35 protein-coding genes are annotated in these 18,875 nt (G+C 62.3%); all 35 read right to left on the reverse strand.

Annotated elements, in window-relative coordinates:
- Positions 1–13 precede the first annotated feature (13 nt).
- Entirely contained in the window at positions 14–595 is a 582-nt protein-coding gene (gene rsmD, locus NZU74_17250; GenBank protein MCS6883080.1) for a 16S rRNA (guanine(966)-N(2))-methyltransferase RsmD, read from the reverse strand.
- Positions 596–693: 98 nt separating this feature from the next.
- Complete coding sequence (gene rpsI, locus NZU74_17255) at positions 694–1,092, reverse strand: 30S ribosomal protein S9 (protein ID MCS6883081.1); 399 nt, start codon at positions 1,090–1,092, stop codon at positions 694–696.
- A 105-nt stretch (positions 1,093–1,197) separates the two neighbouring features.
- The gene (gene rplM, locus NZU74_17260) at positions 1,198–1,629 is read right to left on the reverse strand and encodes a 50S ribosomal protein L13 (GenBank protein ID MCS6883082.1); all 432 of its coding nucleotides are present in this window, start codon (positions 1,627–1,629) and stop codon (positions 1,198–1,200) included.
- 143 nt (positions 1,630–1,772) lie between these two features.
- Positions 1,773–2,597: a tRNA pseudouridine(38-40) synthase TruA gene (truA, locus tag NZU74_17265; GenBank protein ID MCS6883083.1), complete on the reverse strand. Its 825-nt coding sequence runs from the start codon at positions 2,595–2,597 to the stop codon at positions 1,773–1,775.
- Positions 2,597–2,947, reverse strand: coding sequence for a 50S ribosomal protein L17 (gene rplQ / locus NZU74_17270; GenBank protein ID MCS6883084.1), 351 nt, complete (start codon positions 2,945–2,947; stop codon positions 2,597–2,599). The genes truA and rplQ overlap by 1 nt, the downstream gene beginning before the upstream one ends.
- Positions 2,948–2,959: 12 nt before the next feature.
- Entirely contained in the window at positions 2,960–3,910 is a 951-nt protein-coding gene (locus NZU74_17275) for a DNA-directed RNA polymerase subunit alpha (GenBank protein ID MCS6883085.1), read from the reverse strand.
- 107 nt (positions 3,911–4,017) lie between these two features.
- Positions 4,018–4,638 carry a 30S ribosomal protein S4 gene (gene rpsD / locus NZU74_17280; protein MCS6883086.1) on the reverse strand — a complete coding sequence of 207 codons (621 nt, stop codon included), beginning with the start codon at positions 4,636–4,638 and terminating at the stop codon, positions 4,018–4,020.
- 246 nt (positions 4,639–4,884) lie between these two features.
- Positions 4,885–5,304: a 30S ribosomal protein S11 gene (rpsK, locus tag NZU74_17285; protein ID MCS6883087.1), complete on the reverse strand. Its 420-nt coding sequence runs from the start codon at positions 5,302–5,304 to the stop codon at positions 4,885–4,887.
- Between the two features lie 134 nt (positions 5,305–5,438).
- Positions 5,439–5,819, reverse strand: coding sequence for a 30S ribosomal protein S13 (rpsM, locus tag NZU74_17290; protein ID MCS6883088.1), 381 nt, complete (start codon positions 5,817–5,819; stop codon positions 5,439–5,441).
- Between the two features lie 69 nt (positions 5,820–5,888).
- A complete protein-coding gene (gene rpmJ, locus NZU74_17295; protein ID MCS6883089.1) occupies positions 5,889–6,005 on the reverse strand; it encodes a 50S ribosomal protein L36 in 117 nt (38 codons plus the stop codon).
- 202 nt (positions 6,006–6,207) lie between these two features.
- Complete coding sequence (infA, locus tag NZU74_17300; protein ID MCS6883090.1) at positions 6,208–6,429, reverse strand: translation initiation factor IF-1; 222 nt, start codon at positions 6,427–6,429, stop codon at positions 6,208–6,210.
- A gap of 1 nt (position 6,430) precedes the next feature.
- On the reverse strand, positions 6,431–7,111 hold the full coding sequence (locus NZU74_17305; protein ID MCS6883091.1) for an adenylate kinase: 681 nt from the start codon (positions 7,109–7,111) through the stop codon (positions 6,431–6,433).
- Between the two features lie 157 nt (positions 7,112–7,268).
- Complete coding sequence (gene secY, locus NZU74_17310) at positions 7,269–8,630, reverse strand: preprotein translocase subunit SecY (protein ID MCS6883092.1); 1,362 nt, start codon at positions 8,628–8,630, stop codon at positions 7,269–7,271.
- An 86-nt stretch (positions 8,631–8,716) separates the two neighbouring features.
- Positions 8,717–9,250: a 50S ribosomal protein L15 gene (gene rplO / locus NZU74_17315; GenBank protein MCS6883093.1), complete on the reverse strand. Its 534-nt coding sequence runs from the start codon at positions 9,248–9,250 to the stop codon at positions 8,717–8,719.
- Positions 9,247–9,444, reverse strand: a complete 198-nt coding sequence (rpmD, locus tag NZU74_17320; GenBank protein ID MCS6883094.1) for a 50S ribosomal protein L30 — start codon at positions 9,442–9,444, stop codon at positions 9,247–9,249. The genes rplO and rpmD overlap by 4 nt, the downstream gene beginning before the upstream one ends.
- Positions 9,441–9,989 (reverse strand): 30S ribosomal protein S5, encoded by a 549-nt coding sequence (rpsE, locus tag NZU74_17325; protein ID MCS6883095.1) that lies wholly within the window; start codon positions 9,987–9,989, stop codon positions 9,441–9,443. Before rpsE ends, rpmD begins: the two co-directional genes overlap by 4 nt.
- A 23-nt stretch (positions 9,990–10,012) precedes the next feature.
- Positions 10,013–10,375 (reverse strand): 50S ribosomal protein L18, encoded by a 363-nt coding sequence (gene rplR, locus NZU74_17330; GenBank protein ID MCS6883096.1) that lies wholly within the window; start codon positions 10,373–10,375, stop codon positions 10,013–10,015.
- Positions 10,376–10,487: 112 nt separating this feature from the next.
- Positions 10,488–11,051: a 50S ribosomal protein L6 gene (gene rplF / locus NZU74_17335; GenBank protein ID MCS6883097.1), complete on the reverse strand. Its 564-nt coding sequence runs from the start codon at positions 11,049–11,051 to the stop codon at positions 10,488–10,490.
- A 14-nt stretch (positions 11,052–11,065) separates the two neighbouring features.
- A complete protein-coding gene (gene rpsH / locus NZU74_17340) occupies positions 11,066–11,464 on the reverse strand; it encodes a 30S ribosomal protein S8 (GenBank protein ID MCS6883098.1) in 399 nt (132 codons plus the stop codon).
- A 141-nt stretch (positions 11,465–11,605) separates the two neighbouring features.
- Entirely contained in the window at positions 11,606–11,791 is a 186-nt protein-coding gene (locus tag NZU74_17345; protein MCS6883099.1) for a type Z 30S ribosomal protein S14, read from the reverse strand.
- A 52-nt stretch (positions 11,792–11,843) separates the two neighbouring features.
- A complete protein-coding gene (gene rplE / locus NZU74_17350; GenBank protein MCS6883100.1) occupies positions 11,844–12,383 on the reverse strand; it encodes a 50S ribosomal protein L5 in 540 nt (179 codons plus the stop codon).
- A gap of 127 nt (positions 12,384–12,510) precedes the next feature.
- Positions 12,511–12,843, reverse strand: coding sequence for a 50S ribosomal protein L24 (rplX, locus tag NZU74_17355; protein MCS6883101.1), 333 nt, complete (start codon positions 12,841–12,843; stop codon positions 12,511–12,513).
- 22 nt (positions 12,844–12,865) lie between these two features.
- Positions 12,866–13,234 carry a 50S ribosomal protein L14 gene (gene rplN, locus NZU74_17360; GenBank protein ID MCS6883102.1) on the reverse strand — a complete coding sequence of 123 codons (369 nt, stop codon included), beginning with the start codon at positions 13,232–13,234 and terminating at the stop codon, positions 12,866–12,868.
- Between the two features lie 5 nt (positions 13,235–13,239).
- Positions 13,240–13,515 carry a 30S ribosomal protein S17 gene (gene rpsQ / locus NZU74_17365; protein ID MCS6883103.1) on the reverse strand — a complete coding sequence of 92 codons (276 nt, stop codon included), beginning with the start codon at positions 13,513–13,515 and terminating at the stop codon, positions 13,240–13,242.
- Entirely contained in the window at positions 13,502–13,720 is a 219-nt protein-coding gene (gene rpmC / locus NZU74_17370; protein ID MCS6883104.1) for a 50S ribosomal protein L29, read from the reverse strand. Before rpmC ends, rpsQ begins: the two co-directional genes overlap by 14 nt.
- Positions 13,704–14,147, reverse strand: a complete 444-nt coding sequence (rplP, locus tag NZU74_17375; GenBank protein MCS6883105.1) for a 50S ribosomal protein L16 — start codon at positions 14,145–14,147, stop codon at positions 13,704–13,706. The genes rpmC and rplP overlap by 17 nt, the downstream gene beginning before the upstream one ends.
- Positions 14,134–14,895 (reverse strand): 30S ribosomal protein S3, encoded by a 762-nt coding sequence (gene rpsC / locus NZU74_17380; protein MCS6883106.1) that lies wholly within the window; start codon positions 14,893–14,895, stop codon positions 14,134–14,136. The genes rplP and rpsC overlap by 14 nt, the downstream gene beginning before the upstream one ends.
- Positions 14,896–14,917: 22 nt before the next feature.
- The gene (rplV, locus tag NZU74_17385) at positions 14,918–15,256 is read right to left on the reverse strand and encodes a 50S ribosomal protein L22 (protein ID MCS6883107.1); all 339 of its coding nucleotides are present in this window, start codon (positions 15,254–15,256) and stop codon (positions 14,918–14,920) included.
- Positions 15,257–15,306: 50 nt separating this feature from the next.
- Positions 15,307–15,594, reverse strand: coding sequence for a 30S ribosomal protein S19 (gene rpsS, locus NZU74_17390; GenBank protein MCS6883108.1), 288 nt, complete (start codon positions 15,592–15,594; stop codon positions 15,307–15,309).
- 112 nt (positions 15,595–15,706) lie between these two features.
- A complete protein-coding gene (rplB, locus tag NZU74_17395) occupies positions 15,707–16,537 on the reverse strand; it encodes a 50S ribosomal protein L2 (protein ID MCS6883109.1) in 831 nt (276 codons plus the stop codon).
- Positions 16,538–16,691: 154 nt separating this feature from the next.
- Entirely contained in the window at positions 16,692–16,976 is a 285-nt protein-coding gene (gene rplW, locus NZU74_17400; protein MCS6883110.1) for a 50S ribosomal protein L23, read from the reverse strand.
- Positions 16,960–17,637: a 50S ribosomal protein L4 gene (rplD, locus tag NZU74_17405; GenBank protein ID MCS6883111.1), complete on the reverse strand. Its 678-nt coding sequence runs from the start codon at positions 17,635–17,637 to the stop codon at positions 16,960–16,962. The genes rplW and rplD overlap by 17 nt, the downstream gene beginning before the upstream one ends.
- A 5-nt stretch (positions 17,638–17,642) precedes the next feature.
- Entirely contained in the window at positions 17,643–18,281 is a 639-nt protein-coding gene (gene rplC, locus NZU74_17410) for a 50S ribosomal protein L3 (GenBank protein ID MCS6883112.1), read from the reverse strand.
- A 137-nt stretch (positions 18,282–18,418) separates the two neighbouring features.
- The gene (gene rpsJ / locus NZU74_17415; protein MCS6883113.1) at positions 18,419–18,727 is read right to left on the reverse strand and encodes a 30S ribosomal protein S10; all 309 of its coding nucleotides are present in this window, start codon (positions 18,725–18,727) and stop codon (positions 18,419–18,421) included.
- A gap of 64 nt (positions 18,728–18,791) precedes the next feature.
- On the reverse strand, positions 18,792–18,875 hold an 84-nt coding region (locus NZU74_17420; GenBank protein MCS6883114.1), incomplete at its 5' end, for a hypothetical protein.

An 18,875-nucleotide genomic window follows, 5' to 3' on the forward strand; every position in this document is an offset into this window, starting at 1 on the left:
CCTCGCGTGCTCCTCAGGCGTCAGGCTGCTCACCCGTCGTATCGGAACCGAGACGGTAGATCGAAAAGCAAGAGTCACCCAGACGGCGATGCTTGATCCGCACCGCGCCTGGATAGGAGTCGGCCAGACTCACCCGGGGCGAATGGCCAACGATCAACAGGCTTCCCTCATGACCGAGGCCGTTCTCCAGAATGGTCATAATTGTCTGCTCGATTTTTGGATCGGCATAGGGCGGGTCCATCATAATATAATCGTAATTGCCCGTCCCACGCTGGTGGTGCAGGAAACGCTCCACCGACATCTGATGGACCCGGCCATACGCCGCGAGCCTGGTGTGGGCCAGATTATCCCGGATGATGGCGCAGACGTGGGATTGTTGCTCGACAAAATCGGCATACTCCGCCCCGCGCGAGAGAAACTCAATCCCCAGCGCGCCCGTTCCCGCATACAGGTCCAGCACTCGCCCGTGGATCGGGCCGTATCCCTCCAGCACCGAGAACAGCGACTCTTTCACCCGGTCGAGCATCGGGCGCGTGCCGAGGCCCTTCGGCGCTTTGAGTTTATGCCCCTTGGCTCTCCCGGTAATCACGCGCATAGCAGACCCTGCCGGCTTCTTGTCGGACCATTGTAGCATGGCCTTTTTTGCGCTTCAACCAGGGTTTCTCGCAGCGGTTTTCTTGCGTGAAGGCGCCTTTACCGCTTGGTGTACTGCGGCGCCTTGCGCGCCCGCTTGAGGCCCGCCTTCTTGCGCTCTTTCGCCCGCGGATCACGGGTGAGCAACCCCGCCTTCTTCAGGGTTGGGCGGAGGTCAGGATCGAGATCCAGCAAGGCCCGTGCCAGACCGTGACGCACCGCCCCGGCCTGACCGTGAACCCCGCCGCCGCGCACCTTTACCAGCACGTTAAAGTTGGTCGTGTTACCGGTCAACTGCAGCGGCGTCCAGATCTCGCGTTGCAGCAGTTCACGCGGGCCAAAATACTCCACGGGCTTCTTGCCGTTGACGATAAACTCCCCGTTGCCGGGGAACAGGCGCACGCGCGCAACCGCCGTCTTGCGGCGCCCGGTGCCCTGGTAGTAGCGTTTAGCTTGCATGGTCACCTGTCTCTCCTATCGGCCCTGTACGGCTTCGCCGTGAAAAAAGGCGTTTTCAGAAAGGCTGCGCCCTCCCGCGGCCCCTCCGCTGTGGCTTTGTTCGCCTCAGCGCGGCGACCAGACCTTCGGCTGCTGCGCGGCGTGAGGATGGCGCGGCCCGGCGTAGATGCGCAGCTTGGTCAACAGATGGCGGCCCATCCGGTTCTTCGGCAACATGCCTTTGACCGCATTGCGCAGAATGCGGTCGGGATGTTTAGCCAGCATCATTTTGTAGGGCGTGGCTTTGAGACCGCCCGGATAGCCGGTATGTCGGTAGTAAATCTTCTGATCGGCTTTCTTGCCCATGATCTTGATTTTCTCGCAGTTGACCACGATTACAAAATCACCACCGTCAATTGAGGGAGTGTAGGTCGGCTTATGCTTCCCACGGAGCAGGGTGGCGATCTGGGTAGCCAGGCGACCCAGCACCTGGTCGGTGGCGTCAATCACGTACCAGTCACGCTGGACTTCAGCAGGTCTTTGATGATACGTTTTCACGGTGTTTTATCCTCATCGTATTGCCCCGGATGGCACAGCGTGCAATCAGGATTCCTCTATGGGAGCTTGGCCCTTGTCTATGCCCCCCTCAGCAGGCCGGGGATGCGCGGGCGAGGCTCGCTCGTGCGACCCCTTGCGTCCGGCTAACCCCTTCCGCCTGGCAGGCCCGGAGGGGCGGCGCCCGGCCGGTCGGGATCGTCGTCCCAGCGCAGCAGGGTTGGCGGATAGCTTACCGACATCAGGGTCAACCCATGGGGGGCCGCGGTCGGCCCTGCCGCTTTCCGCTCACCCCCCTCGAGCACCTGCCGGAAGCGGGTCACATCCATCCGGCCTCGTCCCACCTGGAGCACCGTCCCGACGATCACGCGCACCATATGCTGCAGAAAGGCATTTGCCGCCAGATCCACAGCGATAAGCGCGCGCCCGAAGAGTTCCGCCTTTTCCAGGCGCGCACGATAGACCGTGCGCACAGTGCTCTTCTGTTCCGCCGACGGCACGGTAAAGGCGGCGAAGTCGTAAGTACCTTCGAGCAACGGCAGCGCCTCGGCCATGGCCGCCACATCGAGCGGCTGTTCGACATGGAGGGCCAGGTGGCGCAGGGTCGGCAGCGGCGCCGGATGGTTGTCGATCAGGTACCGATAGTCGCGCCGCACGGCGCTCCGCCGGGCATGGAACTCGGCGCTCACCTCGCGCGCCGCCAGCACACGCACATCATCGGGCAACAGGGCGTTCAAGCCGCGCGTAAGCGTTGCGAGGGCGTGGCCCGTCTCGCTGCGCACATTCGCCACCTGCCCATGGGCATGCACGCCCGCGTCGGTACGACCTGCCAGCGTGAAGCGCCGCCGTTCCTGGGTCAGTTCCTCCCAGGCCCCTTCAAGTGCGCCCTGCACTGAACGGCCCTGGTTCTGATACTGCGAGCCGACGAAATCGGACCCGTCATAAGCCAGCAGCAGTGCAATGTTCCGCACTAGACCAGTTCAATAATCGCCATCTCCGCGCCATCGCCCCGGCGCGGACCGATCTTCGTGATGCGGGTATAGCCGCCATTGCGACCGCCGTAATCCTGCGGCGCGAAGCTGAAGAGTTTGCGCATGGCATCCTTACTGGCCAGTTTCGAGAGGGCCATACGCCGGGCGTGCGGCGTATCCTCGCGGGCGATCGTAATGAGCCGCTCCATCTCCGGCTGTACGGCCCTGGCTTTGGCAACCGTCGTCGTAATCTTGCGATGTTCAATCAGCGCAATCATCAAATTGCGGTACAGCGCCTTACGGTGCTCATAGGAGCGCCCCAGCAGCTTACCTGCATGTCGGTGTCGCATCGCGCGTCCTCGCTACTCACTCGCGACAATCGTCGGGCGCGGGATAAAGCCGCGCTCGGTCAGCTTCTCGCGGATCTCTTCCATTGACTTCTGGCCCAGATTGCGCACCGAGAGCAGGGCCTTCTCGTCCATCTGCAACACCTGTCCCACGCGGGTAATATCGGCGCGTTTGAGACAGTTGTAGGTGCGTGTTGAGAGATCAAGCTCTTCAATCGGCGTATCGTACACCTCCGCCGGGATGGTCAGCCCATTCGGCGCGGGAGGCGCCTCGGGCTCAACCGCCAGCCGGTTGAAGTCGGCAATGGTCTGGCTGTATTGTACCAACACCTGAGCGGCCTGGCTCAGGGCATCCCCCGGCTTCAAGGTCCCATCGGTCCAGACCTCGATCAGCAGGCGGTCGAAGTCCGTAGCCTGACCGATACGGGTATTCTCAACCAGATAGTTCACCCGTGGCACGGGGGTAAACATCGCGTCCACGGGGATTTCGCCCAGCGGCAACATCGGGCGCTCGTCGGCGGCGAGGTACCCGCGTCCGCGTTCGATGGTCAATTCAAGTTCGAGCCGGGCATCCTCGCTCTCAAGGGTGCAGAGGTAATGATGCGGATTCACCACCTCACATTCCGCGGGCAGATCAATGTCTTCGGCGAGCACCTGGCCGGCGCCGCGTTTACGGAGCAGGGCCGTAACCGGCCCGGTCGCGGAGGAACGCACCCGCACGCCCTTGATGTTTAGCACCAGATCGGTAATATCTTCACGCATGCCCTGGATGGCGGCAAAATTGTGCAATTCCCCGTCAATTCTGATCTTGGTGATTGCCCCTCCCGGAATAGCCGAAAGCAGCACACGCCGCAGGGCATTGCCCAGCGTATGCCCATAGCCCGGGTCGAGCGGCTCAATCTTGAAGCGCCCATAGTTGTCTGCGGACTCCACCACCTCTATCTTGGGCATGGCGATGTCCAGCATGGCACGCCTCCTTACCTGTATCCAGCACAGCCGCCAGCCAGGAATGGGAACGACGCGGCATGGGCGCGCCGTGCCGTCCCCTGCCTGTGCTGGCGCGCATCCGAATCTTAACGGCTGTAGAACTCAACAATCAACTGCTCATTAATGCCTGGCTCGGCATCTTCGCGGCGGGGCAGGGCCACCACCGTGCCGGAGAGATTCGCCGCGTCGAGGCGCAGCCAGTCGGGTGCGCGATGTTTGTTCAACACGCCGCTATCCACCAGGTTCTTGAAGTAGGTGCGGCGGCGGCTCTCCGGTCGCACGGCGATAACCTGGCCAACCTTGACGGTAAAGGAGGGAATATTCGTCTTCCGGCCATCAACCACAATATGGCCGTGGTTCACCAGTTGCCGGGCCTGGGCGCGGGTAGTGGCAAAACCCAGCCGGTAGACCACATTGTCGAGGCGTCGCTCCAGAAGGCTCAGCAGATACTCGCCGGTCACTCCGCTGCGGCGCGCAGCCTGCTCGAAGGTCCGGCGAAACTGCCGTTCGAGCACCCCGTAGATGTACTTCGCTTTCTGCTTTTCCTGCAATTGCAGGCCATAATCGGACATCTGGCGCCGCTTTGCCGCCGGACCGTGCTGTCCGGGCGGAAAGGGGCGCTTGGTCAGAATGCGTTGCCCCTTCTCAGTGATGCCAATGCCAAGGCGGCGGCTCACTTTGCCAACGGGGCCGATATAACGCGCCATATCCTCTCTATCCTCCTCAGGAGCGGAGCACTCCGGTATGAATGCCGGAGGCCCGCACGAACACATCGCGATAAGATGGGCGCTGTGCTACCATAGAGGGCGCCAGGGCGCCGGGGCGAGGCGGGGCCGGGCAGCGCAAGATATGCTGCCGATGGCGCCGCATCTGGACTTGCGCCCGCGTCCCGCGGTACCGTCTACGGTCATCGTATCACGCCAGCGGGGCCGCCAGGGGCCTCACCGCCCCGGTCAGACGCGTCGGCGCTTGGGCGGGCGGCACCCATTGTGAGGGATGGGGGTCACGTCCGTGATCGCCGTCACCTGCAGGCCAGCGGCTTGCAGGGAGCGGATGGCCGCCTCGCGGCCCGATCCCGGACCCTTGACAAAGACCTCGAGCGAGCGCATTCCATTTTCCATCGCCTTGCGCGCCGCCGCCTCGGCGGTGACCTGCGCGGCATAGGGCGTGCTCTTCCGCGAACCTTTGAAGCCGCTCTGGCCGGCGCTGGCCCAGCAGATCACCGCGCCCTGCGGGTCGGTAATCGTCACGATGGTATTATTAAAGGTGCTCAAGATATGAGCCTGACCGCGCGGCACATTCTTGCGCTCGCGGCGCTTGCCGCGCTGCCGGCTGGCGGCCGCAGGGGCTGTTTTTTGTCCCTTCGGGGGCATGCAATGCTCCTTGACACACAGTTGGCACAGGCAGGCCACTCCTCGCCGCCTGTGCGCGTAATTTCTTCCGGCTATTGCGCGAGCACGTCGGGACGTGCCCGGCGGCCAGGGGCGTTCAGGCCCCTGACCCTGCCCTACTTCCTGGTCTTCTTCTTGATCCCGATCGCCTGGCCGCGCCGGCCGCGCCGGGTCCGGGCATTCGTGCGGGTGCGCTGCCCGCGCACGGGCATGCCGCGCCGGTGGCGCAGGCCACGGTAGCAGCCAATATCCATCAGCCGCTTGATGTTCAACTGCACCTCGCGGCGCAGATCACCCTCGACGCGGTACTCCCGGTCAACCACCTCGCGAATGCGCGCGACCTCCTCTTCCGTCAGATCGCGCACCCGAGCATCGGGATTGACCTGGGCCTTGCGCAACACCTCGGCGCCATTAGAACGACCGATCCCGTAAATGTAGGTGATGGCGATCCCGACCTTTTTGTTGCGGGGAATATCAACCCCGGCGATACGTGCCATGCACTTCCTCGTAACACTAACCTGCTCGCGGCCTCTGCCGCCAGACGGTTCGAACTTCAGCAACGTCCCTTACCCCTGGCGCTGCTTATGCTTCGGTGTACGCGAGCAGATCACCCGGATCACACCCTTGCGTTTAATCACCTTGCAATATTCACAGCGGGGCTTGACTGATGCGCGCACTTTCACGACAACCTCCCCGCGGCAACATGTCTGCCGCCGACACTGTTTCCCCTTCGTCTACCTTCCCTGGCCAGTTTACGGCGGCCTCTCCGCAAGCCGGAGGCGACGAGTACGTGCCCAGAGACGACTTCAAATGGGCAAAGACCAGACTGCTCCCCTGAGAGGGGACATGACAAACTAGAACTGCCAGTCTTTGCAACAGCGATGCTTATTTGTACCGATACGTAATGCGCCCACGGGTTAGATCGTAAGGTGAAAGCTCGACCAGCACCCGATCACCCTTCAAAATACGAATATAGTTCATGCGCATCTTGCCTGAGATGTGGGCCAGCACCTCGTGACCATTCTCCAGTTCAACCCGGAACATCGCGTTGGGCAATGGCTCGGTGATGGTGCCCTCCATCTCGATCACGTCCTTCTTTTTCGACATATCACTCCTTTGGCTGCGCCGAAGGCTCCAGGAAGGGACCCAGCGCCTTCAGCATCGCATCGGTCACCCAGGCAATATCCTGCTGTCCGTCTATCTCGTGCAGCAGCCCCTGCCGCTGGTAGTGCTCGATTAACGGCATGGTCTGCGCGAAGTACACATCCAGGCGATGCTGGGCGGTCTCCAGGGTGTCATCGCTCCGCTGGTAGAGTTTACCGCCGCATGCATCACAAATTCCAGGCCGGTGGGACGGGAAATAGTATATATTATACGTAGCCCCGCAAACTTTGCAAGTTTGCCGTCCGGCGATCCGGCGCAGCAGCACATCATTGGGTACGTGCAGATAGAGCACAGCGTCAATTTTGCTGTTTTGCGCCGCCAGCGATTCCTGGAGGGCCACGGCCTGCTCCGTTGTGCGCGGGAAGCCGTCGAAGATCACCCCCGCGGCGCAATCGGGCCGGGCTATGCGTTCGAGAATCATGCGAATGACCACCTCGTCCGGCACCAGTGCGCCCCGATCCATATACGACTTGGCAAGCATGCCCAGTTCGGTGCCTTCGCGCAGCGCTGCTCGAAAGAGATCACCACTGGCGACATGCGTTAGCCCCGTGCGCTCGGCGAGCGTCTTGGCCTGTGTCCCCTTCCCTGCCCCTGGCGGCCCCAGCAAAATCACGTTGATTGTCATAGCGGCGCTCTCTTCACCTTGGCGCTGCACGCTTCGCCGCGTGCCGGCACACGAACGGACGCCCGGTACGCCCGGGAACGAAGCCAGGTAGCGCGGATCGCCCACGATCCACGCTCCGCTGCGATGATACCACAACCGCGCCATCTGTGCGACGGCTTCAGCGGCTGAGAAAGCCTTCATAGTCGCGCATCACCAGTTGCGCCTCGAGCTGGCGCATGGTGTCCACGGCAACCCCCACCACGATCAGCAGCGCCGTGCTTCCCAGACCGATCTGCAGCCCGGTGATTGACTGGGTGATAAAGGGCAGCACGGCGATCAATCCGAGAAAGAGCGCCCCGGCGAGGGTAATGCGGTTGAGCACCCGCATCAGGTACTGCTCGGTATTTTTGCCAGGGCGGATGCCGGGAATGAACCCGCCATTCCGCTGCAGGGTGTCGGGGATATCCTGTTGCTGAAATAATATCAGCGTATAAAAGTACGTGAAGCCGACCGTCAGCAAGAATAGCAGGGTGATATAGACGATCCCGCCGCCCTGACCGGTCGGGTTGAACGTATTGTAGAAGAAGCCCGCTACGGCGTTCCCGAAGCCGGGGGCGCCAGGGCGGTAGAACCAGGAGGCCACCACGCCGGGGAAGATAATGATGCTCTGGGCGAAGATGAGCGGGATCATTCCCGCCATATTCACCTTGAGCGGAATATAGCTGCTCTGCCCGCCGTAGACCTTGTTGCCGCGCACCCGCTTGGCGTACTGCACCGGAATGCGTCGCTGGCCCTCCTGGATGAGGACGATCCCGACGATGGTCAACAGGGCGATCGCCACGAACAGGGCCAGGCCGATAAACGTGCCTACATCCCCGGTCTGGCTGATCTGCACGCCCTGGACGATCACGGCCGGCAGGCGCGAGACGATGCCGCCAAAGATGATCACCGAGATGCCCTGGCCAATGCCGCGCTCGTTGATCAGTTCGCCCAGCCACACCAGTAGCATGGTGCCGGCGACCATGCTGGTCAGAATGGTAAAGGTCGGCAGGAAGTTGTTAACGATATCGAACGGGGTGCGGAAGAGCGACTGACCGGCGCCAAAGCTACGCTCAATCGTCAGGGTCTGGCCGTAGGCCTGGAGGTACGCCAGGGGAATGGTCAGCCACATCTGATAGCGGTTGAGCTTGATCCGCCCCTGCTCGCCTTCGCGCTGCAGCTCCTGGAGCGCGGGGATGAGGGGCTGGAGCAACTGCATAATAATCGAAGCGGTGATGTAGGGGTACACCCCCATCGCCGCCACCGAGAAGTTCTGCAGCGCGCCGCCAGCGAAGAGGTTGAGCAACTGGGCCAACTGGTTGGTGGCCAGAGCCTCCTGGAGCTGGGCCAGTGACGCCGGATTGATATTCGGCACCGGAATATGCGCGATCAGGCGAAAAATCAGCAGCATCCCCAGCGTAAAGAGGATGCGCCGGCGCAGATCGGGCAACTGGATGGCGCGAATGAGTGCCTGGAGCATCGTAGCGTCTTCCTCGCTCACCGCGCATCCTTCGGGGTGCGCGATGCGCTGTTGGCGGATAGGTGTAGCGCCAGGAGCATCCTGGCCTGCCGCGAGCCTCCCGGGAGTCAGCGCGTCTCAGCCTGGGCCTTCCTGGCCGCGGCGTTGCGCATAGAGGGGTTAGGCCCGCGGGAACGGGAATGGCGTTCGATAACCAGCGGCAATTCCACCACCGTTCCGCCAGCGGCTTCGATCTTCTGGCGCGCGCTGGCGCTGAACTTGTGGGCGTGCACCGTCAAGGGGCGGTTCAGTTCGCCATCGCCGAGGATCTTGACCGGGCGGGTCTTGCGCCGCACAACTCGCGCCTTCAGCAACGTCTCGGGCGTTACCGCTACATCGGCAGGCCAGGCGGCGAGTCGCCCGACGTTCACGGTCTCATACTCCACGCGAAAGATATTGGTGAAGCCCCGTTTGAACGGCATGCGCTTAACCAGGCGGTTCTGCCCGCCCTCGAAGGTGCGGTACGGACCGGGGCCGCTGCGCGCCTTCTGGCCCATCATGCCTCTGCCGGCGGTTTTACCTTTGCCGGAGCCATGGCCGCGGCCCACTCGCTTGGACTTACGGTTTGCGCCCTCGGCCGGCTTCAAGTCATGCAGTTTCATGCCGCCACCTCATCGGGCAGTTCTTCGACCTCCACCAGGTGCCGCACCTTGAACAGCATGCCCCGGATGGAAGGATTATCGGGCTTGATCACCGACTGGCCCAGTTTGCGCAGCCCCAGGGAGCGGATGGTATCCTTCTGGTCCTGCGCGTAGCCAATTGCACTCTTGCGATACGTAATACGAAGTTTGCTCATGCTGCGGCCTCCTCGCTGGCCGGCTCGCGCCGGCTGCGCCGCGCGGCCAGTTCACGCGGCGTCATATCGCGGCGGCGGGCCATCTCGCTCAACGAGGTCATTTCGCTGAGGGCCTTAAAGGCCGCTTTCACTACATTGACCGGATTGTTGCTGCCGTAGACCTTGGAGAGCACATCCTTGATCCCTGCGGCTTCCACCACCGGGCGAACGCCGCGACCGGCGATCACGCCAGTGCCTGGCGCGGCGGGCCGGATCATGACCTTGGTCGCGGAAAACTTGGCCAGCACCTCGTGGGGCACCGTTCCGCCCACCAGCGGCACGCGGATCAGGTTCTTCTTGGCGGCTTCGGCGCCCTTGCGGATGGCCTCGGGCACTTCGGCGGCCTTGCCCATGCCCACGCCCACGTGGCCCTTGCCATCGCCGACGACGACCACGGTGCTGAAGCTGAAGCGCCGGCCGCCCTTCACCACTTTGGACACGCGATTAATCTGAACGACGCGCTCTTCGAGGTCGAGCCCGTCGGGGTTGATCCGTTCTCGGTTCACGCTTCCTCCCACAACGGCAGCGACTAAAAACTCAGGCCAGCTTCGCGCGCCGCCTCGGCAAGCGCCTTGACGCGCCCGTGGTACTTATAGCCGCCCCGGTCAAACACCACTTTCGTCACCCCGGCCGCCAGGGCCCGTTCGGCGATCAGGCGCCCGACCAGGGCCGCTTCTTCGGTCTTGGTTTTGCCCTCGCCGCCGCTCCAGCCCTTCTCGATCGTCGAGGCGGCCACCAGGGTGCGGCCCTCGACATCGTTGATAACCTGGGCGTAAATGTGCGCATTACTGCGGAAGACGCACAGGCGCGGGCGTTCATAGGTGCCGCTCACACGCTTGCGCAGGCGCCGATGTCGTCGGATGCGCAGTTCGCGCGGCGTTCGCCTTCCCATAGTGTTATACCTTTGCACTAGCGATGGAGACAGCATCCCCCATCGACGAGCAGAGGAACGCATGGGGAGCGCGCGGTTCCATGCCTATGAGAGGGCGGGAACCGCAAGCCCCTTACTTGGTCTTGCCGGCCTTTCCAGCCTTACGGCGGATCTTCTCCTCGGCGTACTTGATGCCCTTGCCCTTGTAGGGCTCCGGCGGGCGGAGGCTGCGGAGACGAGCCGCTTCCTCGCCGACCACTTGCTTGTCAATGCCGCGCACGAGCAGGCTCAACGGTTCGTTGGCGCTCTTACGATCGCCAACCACATACTGCACGTTGGGCGGAGGGTCAATCCGCACCTGGTGCGAAAAGCCCAGGTTCAGCACCAGCGTCTGGCCCTCCAGGGCCGCGCGATAGCCGACGCCGTTGATCTCCAGAGCCCGCGTCCATCCATCAGTCACGCCGACGATCATGTTGTGGATCAACGTGCGGGTCAGGCCGTGGAGCGCTTTGTGCTGCTTTGTATCTGACGGCCGGTTGACCGTCAGCGTGCCATTCTGCTGGGTGATGATCATGTCTGGATGGAACTGCTGGGTCAGGGAGCCCTTCGGCCCTTTGACTGTCACGCGGTTCCCGTCGTCAATTGTCACCTGCACGCCTTTCGGCACGGCAATCGGCTTTTTTCCAATCCGTGACATACCAGCCTCCTCCCCTACCAGACGTAGCAGAGCACTTCGCCGCCCACGCGCTCACGCCAGGCATCGTGGCCGGCCAGCACTCCTTTGGGAGTCGAGAGAATGCTCAGACCGAGGCCCCCGCGTACCCGCGGAATATCCTCGCGTTTGGTGTAGATGCGCAGGCCGGGCTTGCTCACGCGGCGCAGCCCGGTGATTGCCGGCCGGCGGTCAGGCATATACTTGAGCGTGATGGAAAGGGTATTGTAAGGCTTCCCTTCAATCACGGTATAGTCTTTAATGAACCCTTCGCGCTTGAGAATATCGGCAATCGCCAGCTTCATCTTCGACGAAGGGATATTGACAACGCTTTGACGCGCCATGCAGGCATTGCGGATGCGCGTCAGCATATCGCCAATTGGATCGTTCACGCTCACGGGAGCCTCCTCACACGTCGGGCGCCGGCTGATGGCTGGCGCAGACCCTCGCACCGCACCGCACACGGCTGTTCGGAGCTTGCGCCGGGGCGTCAAACAACCGATTCACCCCGCATCTGCTATGACTATCGTCACCCACAATTACCAGCTCGATTTGACCACACCCGGAATAAGCCCTCTCAGGGCGTGTTCTCGAAAGCAGATGCGGCACATGCCGAATTTCCGCATATACGCCCGCGAGCGACCGCAGATTTTACAGCGGTTGTACTCTCGAACCTTGAACTTTTGCGGGCGTTGCGCTTTGACGATCCAGGATGTCTTCGCCAAGGGTGGTTCCTCCTAAAGTGTTGGGCTGGTCAGCATACGCTCCTGGCCCAGACTAATCGCGAAATGGCATGCCAAGGCGCTTAAGCAAAGCATAGGCGTGCTCATCGTTGGTGGCGCTGGTAACGATCACCACCTCGAGGCCGCGCAGCTTATCGATCTTATCGTAGTCAATGTCCGGGAAGACGATCTGCTCGCGCAGCCCCAGACTGAAATTGCCCCGTCCATCAAACGACCGGCGGCTGACGCCGCGAAAGTCGCGGATACGCGGCAGGGCCAGATTGACGAGCCGGTCAAAAAAGTCGTACATGCGGTCGCCGCGGAGCGTCACCATTGCTCCGATGGCCATGCCTTCACGGAGCTTGAACGAGGCGACCGACTTGCGGGCGCGGGTGACCACCGGCTTCTGCCCGGTAATGGTCGCCAGATCGTTCACCGCGGCATCGAGCGCCTTGGCGTTCTGCACCGCCTCGCCGACGCCGACATTGACCACGATTTTGGTGAGCCGGGGCACCTGCATCACTGACGAGAACTTGAACTCTTCCTTCAGGGCAGGCACAATCTCCCGCAAGTATTTCTCACGCAATCGAACCATAATGCTTGATCTCCAGTGGCTGCCCGTGCAGCGCGGCGCAGCCCGGTTTCCCGTAACCTGGCCTGCCGGGGAACAGAACGTTTCCTGTCTGCCGGACGGAAACGCGCGCTCCGCGGCTCGGCGCCACCTACTTATCCACGATCGCGTCGCAGGCCTTGCAGAAGCGCACCTTCCGCGGCCGGCCCTTGTGATCGGTCTCCTCCAGGAAGCGATGGCCCGTCCGCGACGCCCGCCCGCAACTAGGGCAGATGAGCATCACGTTTGACACATGGATCGGCGCTTCCATCTCGATGATCCCGCCGGGTTTGCCGGGGCCGCGGGCCTTCATATGGCGCTTGACGATATTGAGGCCTTCGACCACCACGCGCTCCTCGCGCGGGAGGGCGCGCTTGATCTTGCCCTTGCGGCCCTTATCCTTCCCGGCGATGACCAGCACCTCATCACCAGTCTTTACGTGCATAGCGGCACCTGTGTTTCCTGATTCAGAGCACTTCCGGCGCCAGGGAGACGATGCGCATGAACTGCTTCTCGCGCAGTTCACGGGCCACCGGCCCGAAGATGCGCGTGCCGCGCGGGTTGTTCTCTTTTCCAATAATCACGGCGGCGTTATCGTCGAAGCGAATGTGGGAGCCGTCGGGCCGGCCATACTCTTTGGCCGTGCGAATAATCACCGCGCGCACCACTTCGCCCTTCTTGACCGCGCCGCCTGGAGTGGCCTGCTTGACCGTCGCGACGATCACATCGCCGACCCGGCCATACTTCACCACCGATCCGCCGAGCACCCGGATGCACATGATCTCTTTGGCGCCGGTATTATCGGCAACCTTCAGACGGGTCTGCACCTGGATCATTGCCGTTACTCCTCAGCGCGCTGGAGGATCTCCACTACCCGCCAGCGCTTGGTGCGGCTCAGGGGACGAGTTTCCTCAATGCGCACAATATCGCCCACTTTGCAGGCATTCTCCTCGTCGTGGGCGTGAAACTTGCTGGTTTTCCGAATGATCTTGCGGTAGAGCGGATGGGGTTTGAGATAGTCCACCGCCACCACCACGGTTTTATTCATCTTATCGCTCACCACGCGCCCGACCTTCTGAGTGCGGCGCACAGTGGCAGGCCGTTCAACCTCGCTCATGGTTCATCTCCCGCTCCAGTTCCCGCTCGCGCAGGATGGTCTTGATCCGCGCGATCTCCTTCCGCACCTGGCGGGGGCGAGCCGTGTTGGTCAGGCTCGAAGTGGCTTTCTGGAAGCGCAGGTTAAACAGTTCTTCGTAGTGCAGTTTAAGCTGCTCACGCAGTTTAGCGTCATCCAGGCTGCGCAACTCACTCGCTTTGGCCACTGCTCACCTCCGGCTCCACATCATCGCGCGTGACGATTTTGCATTTGATCGGCAGTTTTTGAGCGGCGCGGCGCAGCGCCTCGAGGGCGATCTCTTCGCGCACGCCGGCCAGTTCAAACATCACGCGGCCAGGCTTCACCACGGCCACCCAGTGATCCACGCTCCCTTTGCCGCCGCCCATACGGGTTTCGGCGGGCTTTTGCGTCACGGGCTTATCGGGAAAGATCCTGATCCAGACCTTTCCGCCGCGCTTCACATAACCGGTGATGGTGCGGCGGGCCGACTCGATCTGCCGGCTGGTGATCCACACCGGTTCAAGGGCCATCAGACCATACTCCCCGAAGACCACGCTGTTGCCGCGATAGGAGAGACCCTCGCTCCGCCCTTTCTGTTGCTTGCGGTACTTGGTGCGTTTAGGCAGAAGCATTGTCACCCCTCCTCGAGCGGCGTTCGCCACGTTCGGCGCGTTCGGGGCGTTCAAGGCGCTCAACGCGTTCAGGGGCCGCCGCGCTTACCTGCTGCTCTACCTGAGCTTTGCCGAGTTGATCCGGGAACACGTCGCCCTTGTAGATCCAGACCTTCACGCCGATACGACCATAGGTGGTATGGGCATGCACGTTTGCGTAGTCAATATCAGCGCGGAGCGTATGGCGCGGCACGCGCCCCTCGCTCTCATTTTGCACGCGGGCCATCTCAGCCCCGCCCAGGCGCCCCGAGCAGCGGATGCGCACGCCCTGGGCGCCGAGGCGCATCGCGCGCTGCACCGCCTGCTTCATCGCCCGTTTGTAGCTGACACGCTTGTTAATCTGCTCGGCAATGCTTTCGGCAACCAGTTGCGCGTCCAGTTCCGGCTGGTGGATCTCCTGAATGTTGAGTTTGATCTTTTTCCCGGTGCGTTTTTCCAATGTGCTCTTCAGTTGATCGACATTGGTGCCGCGCTTGCCGATCACAATCCCCGGCTTGGCGGTGTAAACCGTCACTTCGATCTTGTTCGCTGAGCGTTCGATCTCGATGCGCGAGACGCCGGCGTTGGCCAGCTCCTTGGCAATCAGCTTGCGCAGCTCAAGATCCTCGTGGAGTTGCTGGGTGTACGTCTTCCCCTCAGCGAACCATGTCGACTGCCAGGTCTTGATATAGCCGAGGCGGAAGCCAATCGGATGAACTTTGCGTCCCAAGAGCGTCTCCTCCTGGCAGTTGCTAGTCCGCCTGCTCGTCAACGATCACCGTAATGTGAGTCGTCGGCTTGCGGATCTGATTTGCCATGCCGCGAGCCCGCGGCATAAACCGCTTGAGCACGGGCCCCTGGTCAGCGTAGATATACTTGATGAACAGGGAGCTCCGGTCCATATCGAAATTATGTTCCGCGTTTGCCGCGGCTGACTTGATCGTGCGAGCCACCTCGCGGGCCGCCTTCTGCGGCATATATTCCAGGGTTGCCAGCGCCTTATCCACCGGCATCCCTCGCACCACATCCATCACCAGGCGAACCTTTAATGGCGAGATGCGCACGTAGCGAGTAACTGCTTTGACTTCCATCGTTGACGCCTCATCAACGCGCGACAAACCTGGTTATTATACCACAAAGGTCACTTCATTTTGCCGCGCTTATCAGCCTTCTTGCCGCCGTGGCCGCGGAAGAGGCGGGTCGGGGCGAACTCGCCGAGCTTGTGACCGACCATGTTCTCGGTGATGTAGACGGGCACGTGCCGCCGGCCATCATGCACCGCAATGGTATGGCCGATCATCTGCGGGAAGATGGTCGAGTCGCGCGACCAGGTCCGCAACACCCGTTTCTCGTTGGTGCGGTTCATGGCCTCGATCCGCTCGAGCAGCTTGATATCTACATACGGCCCCTTCTTCGACGAACGGGACATACTGGCACAGCCTCCTTATATAATAGGTAGAGACCATTTTTTCAAAGTCCTGGGCGCAACCCTCAGGGTTTACGCTCCGGCTGGGAGCCGGCCCCGCGGAGCCTGTCCGGCGCTAGGGCTTGCGCCGGCGCACAATAAAGCGATCGGAACGCTTATTATTGCGCGTCTTAACTCCGCGGGCCGGTTTGCCCCACTTGGTCTTCGGCGTGCTCATGCCGATCGGCGCGCGCCCCTCGCCACCTCCGTGGGGATGGTCGCGGGGGTTCATCGCCGAGCCGCGGACGCGCGGGCGCCGTCCAAGCCAGCGAGCGCGTCCGGCCTTGCCGATGCGAATGTTCTGATGATCAACGTTCCCAACCTGGCCAACGGTGGCCATGCAGCGAAGATGGACCATGCGGATCTCGCCGGAGGGCATGCGCAGCGTAGCATAATCGCCTTCCTTGGCCATAACTTGCGCTGCCGTTCCGGCGCTGCGCACCAGCACCCCGCCGCGGCCGATCTCCAGTTCTACATTGTGCACCTGCGTACCGAGCGGAATGGCGCTCAGGGGCAGAGCGTTGCCCACGCGAATATCGGCATCGGGGCCGCTCATCAGCACATCGCCGACGTTGAGGCCCAGCGGAGCGATAATATAGCGCTTCTCGCCATCGGCATAGGCCAGCAGGGCAATGCGCGCCGAGCGGTTAGGATCGTATTCGATCGCCTGGACGCGCGCCGGGATGCCGTGCTTGTTGCGCTTAAAGTCAATAATGCGATAAAAGCGCTTATGGCCGCCGCCGCGGTGCCGGGTGGTGATGCGGCCCTGGTTGTTTCGCCCGGCGCGCTTGCGCAACGGCTCAATCAAGCCCGGTTCCGGGCGTTTGCCTTTGGTCAACTCCTCAAACGTCGAGACCGACATATTGCGCCGGCCCGCCGAGGTTGGCTTGTATTTTCGTACACCCATTGCTCTTCTCCCTGGCGGGTGGGGGCGCCGATCCCTTCCGACGCCCGCTCAGTCGCGCGGCTCTGGCGGTCACAGAAACCGGGGCGCCGCAGCGACGCTAATCGCCGAACGTCTCACCAGCAGCGCGGCGGGGGAGACGGTCACGGCATCTGACCTAGCCCTCGAACACCTCAATGCGGTCGCCGGGCGCGAGGGTAACAATGGCCTTTTTCCAGTCGCGGGTGTAGCCCTTCTCACGCCCGCGGCGCTTCAGCTTGCCGCGCACGTTCATCGTGTGCACCTTCGTTACGGTAACGTCGAAGATGGTCTCGACGGCGCGTTTAATCTCCGGCTTGCTCGCCGTGCGCAGCACCTCGAAGGAATACTTGTTTTCAACCATCAACGCGGTATTCTTCTCGGTGATCAGCGGGCGAATGATAATCTCATGGGGCGTTGGCATGCTCCTCCTCCTTGTCACTCGCCGCCGCGCCGGCGCCCAGGATGCCCTCGACGACCGCCACAGCGGCCCGGGGCATCACAATGTTGTCGTAGTACAGCAGATCGCGCACGTTCAGGTAGCTCGCCAGGATGGTTTTAACCTCAGGCAAGTTGTTCGTGGAGCGCTGGACGGTCAGGTTCTCCGGGCTTTTGCTATCAATGACGATCAGCGTCTTGCCGCTCAGGCCGTGGGCCTGGAGGAACGCCAGGGCGTCTTTAGTGCGCGGTCGCTCAAAGCGCAGCGTGTCAATGAAGCGGATCTGCTCGGCGGCGTACTTGGCGGAGAGCGCCGAGCGCACGGCCAGCCGGCGCATCTTGCGCGGCATCTGCTGGCGGTATGAACGCGGATGCGGGCCGTGGGCAATGCCGCCGCCCTTGCGATGCGGGGCGCGGATGGAGCCCTGGCGGGCGCGTCCGGTTCCCTTCTGGCGATAGAGCTTGCGGGTCGAGCCGCTAACTTCGCCGCGACCGCGGGTGTTATGGGTGCCCAGGCGCGCATTGGCTTGCTGCATCACCACGTACTGGTGCATCACCGGCACGTTGGGAGTGATGCCAAAGACGTAATCACTCAGTTCAATTGTGCCCACGCGCTCGCCGGCCTGGTTATACAGCGTCGTTTGCATCAGGGTCACCTCGTACTGCTCTTCACGGCGCGGCGGATGTGGAGCAACCCGTTGCGCGCACCCGGCACGCTTCCCTTGACCAGCAGCAGATTGCGCTCGGGGATCACCTCAACGACCTCAAGGTTCTGCACGGTCACCCGTTTGCCGCCCATGCGCCCGGCCATCTTCTGGCCCTTCCAGACGCGACCGGGGGTGGTGCCTGCGCCGATCGAGCCAGGGGCGCGATGCCGGTCGCTCTGGCCGTGGGTCTTGGGGCCGCCCCGGAACCCGTGGCGCTTCACTACGCCGGCGAACCCGCGGCCCTTGGAGGTGCCCGAGATGTCAACTTTCTGCCCGGCCTGGAACAGGTCAACGTTGATAACCTCGCCGACGGCGTGTTCTTGGGGATTATCAGCGCCAAACTCGCGCAAAACGCGCAGCAGCACGCCGGCGCCCCTCAGATGGCCCTGCTGGGGCCGGGTCAACTTGCGCGCCGGCACCTCTTCATAGCCCAGTTGAACCGCTTCATAGCCATCGCGTTCGAGCGTGCGCACCTGGGTAACCACGCATGGCCCGGCACTGATGACGGTCACCGGGATGACCTCGCCATTGGGAGTGAACACCTGCATCATGCCGATTTTCCGACCCAACATTCCATGAACCATTTCTTCCCACCTCCGCAGCATGCGTCCCTGCGCAGCGGCTGCCTGCTTTTCTGGCTTCATTACACGCTTGAACCTCGGTCCGCGAGCTTGTGAGGAGAGAGGTTGGCATCTCTCACTCGCATCGAGGCATGAAGCCGTTACAGTTTGATCTCGATATCCACGCCAGCGGGCAGGTTAAGCTTCATGAGCGCATTGATGGTTTGCTGGCTTGGATCGAGGACGTCAATCAATCGTTTGTGGGTCCTTATCTCAAACTGTTCCTGCGAGTCCTTATCGATGAAGCCCGAGCGAATAACGCTGAACTTCTCGATTTTGGTGGGCAAGGGCACCGGGCCGGCTACCAGCGCCCCGGTGCGCTCGGCCGCCTCGACGATCTGGCGCGCGGACTGGTCCAGGATCTTGTGGTCGTATGCCTTGAGGCGAATACGCACCTTTTGCTTGGCCATAGGTTTCCTCTATCACAAGGCGGCGGGGCGAGGCGCGGGACCCCACCCCGCCGGAAACGCCCGACTACTCGATAATCTTGGTGACGACGCCCGCGCCGACGGTGCGCCCGCCCTCGCGGATGGCGAAGCGCAGGCCCTCCTCGATGGC

It is taken from the genome of Chloroflexaceae bacterium, from assembly GCA_025057155.1.
GTDB lineage: Bacteria > Chloroflexota > Chloroflexia > Chloroflexales > Chloroflexaceae > JACAEO01.

Bases quoted from the DNA above. Each gene is read 5' to 3' on its own strand.
- rsmD (MCS6883080.1), bottom strand. From the start codon at position 595: ATGCGCGTGATTACCGGGAGAGCCAAGGGGCATAAACTCAAAGCGCCG.
- rpsI (MCS6883081.1), bottom strand. From the start codon at position 1,092: ATGCAAGCTAAACGCTACTACCAGGGCACCGGGCGCCGCAAGACGGCG.
- rplQ (MCS6883084.1), bottom strand. From the start codon at position 2,947: ATGCGACACCGACATGCAGGTAAGCTGCTGGGGCGCTCCTATGAGCAC.
- NZU74_17275 (MCS6883085.1), bottom strand. From the start codon at position 3,910: ATGCTGGACATCGCCATGCCCAAGATAGAGGTGGTGGAGTCCGCAGAC.
- rpsD (MCS6883086.1), bottom strand. From the start codon at position 4,638: ATGGCGCGTTATATCGGCCCCGTTGGCAAAGTGAGCCGCCGCCTTGGC.
- rpsK (MCS6883087.1), bottom strand. From the start codon at position 5,304: ATGCCCCCGAAGGGACAAAAAACAGCCCCTGCGGCCGCCAGCCGGCAG.
- rpsM (MCS6883088.1), bottom strand. From the start codon at position 5,819: ATGGCACGTATCGCCGGGGTTGATATTCCCCGCAACAAAAAGGTCGGG.
- infA (MCS6883090.1), bottom strand. From the start codon at position 6,429: ATGTCGAAAAAGAAGGACGTGATCGAGATGGAGGGCACCATCACCGAG.
- NZU74_17305 (MCS6883091.1), bottom strand. From the start codon at position 7,111: ATGACAATCAACGTGATTTTGCTGGGGCCGCCAGGGGCAGGGAAGGGG.
- rplO (MCS6883093.1), bottom strand. From the start codon at position 9,250: ATGAAACTGCATGACTTGAAGCCGGCCGAGGGCGCAAACCGTAAGTCC.
- rpmD (MCS6883094.1), bottom strand. From the start codon at position 9,444: ATGAGCAAACTTCGTATTACGTATCGCAAGAGTGCAATTGGCTACGCG.
- rplR (MCS6883096.1), bottom strand. From the start codon at position 10,375: ATGGGAAGGCGAACGCCGCGCGAACTGCGCATCCGACGACATCGGCGC.
- rplF (MCS6883097.1), bottom strand. From the start codon at position 11,051: ATGTCACGGATTGGAAAAAAGCCGATTGCCGTGCCGAAAGGCGTGCAG.
- rplE (MCS6883100.1), bottom strand. From the start codon at position 12,383: ATGGTTCGATTGCGTGAGAAATACTTGCGGGAGATTGTGCCTGCCCTG.
- rplX (MCS6883101.1), bottom strand. From the start codon at position 12,843: ATGCACGTAAAGACTGGTGATGAGGTGCTGGTCATCGCCGGGAAGGAT.
- rplN (MCS6883102.1), bottom strand. From the start codon at position 13,234: ATGATCCAGGTGCAGACCCGTCTGAAGGTTGCCGATAATACCGGCGCC.
- rpsQ (MCS6883103.1), bottom strand. From the start codon at position 13,515: ATGAGCGAGGTTGAACGGCCTGCCACTGTGCGCCGCACTCAGAAGGTC.
- rplP (MCS6883105.1), bottom strand. From the start codon at position 14,147: ATGCTTCTGCCTAAACGCACCAAGTACCGCAAGCAACAGAAAGGGCGG.
- rplV (MCS6883107.1), bottom strand. From the start codon at position 15,256: ATGGAAGTCAAAGCAGTTACTCGCTACGTGCGCATCTCGCCATTAAAG.
- rpsS (MCS6883108.1), bottom strand. From the start codon at position 15,594: ATGTCCCGTTCGTCGAAGAAGGGGCCGTATGTAGATATCAAGCTGCTC.
- rplB (MCS6883109.1), bottom strand. From the start codon at position 16,537: ATGGGTGTACGAAAATACAAGCCAACCTCGGCGGGCCGGCGCAATATG.
- rplW (MCS6883110.1), bottom strand. From the start codon at position 16,976: ATGCCAACGCCCCATGAGATTATCATTCGCCCGCTGATCACCGAGAAG.
- rplD (MCS6883111.1), bottom strand. From the start codon at position 17,637: ATGCAAACGACGCTGTATAACCAGGCCGGCGAGCGCGTGGGCACAATT.
- rplC (MCS6883112.1), bottom strand. From the start codon at position 18,281: ATGGTTCATGGAATGTTGGGTCGGAAAATCGGCATGATGCAGGTGTTC.
- rpsJ (MCS6883113.1), bottom strand. From the start codon at position 18,727: ATGGCCAAGCAAAAGGTGCGTATTCGCCTCAAGGCATACGACCACAAG.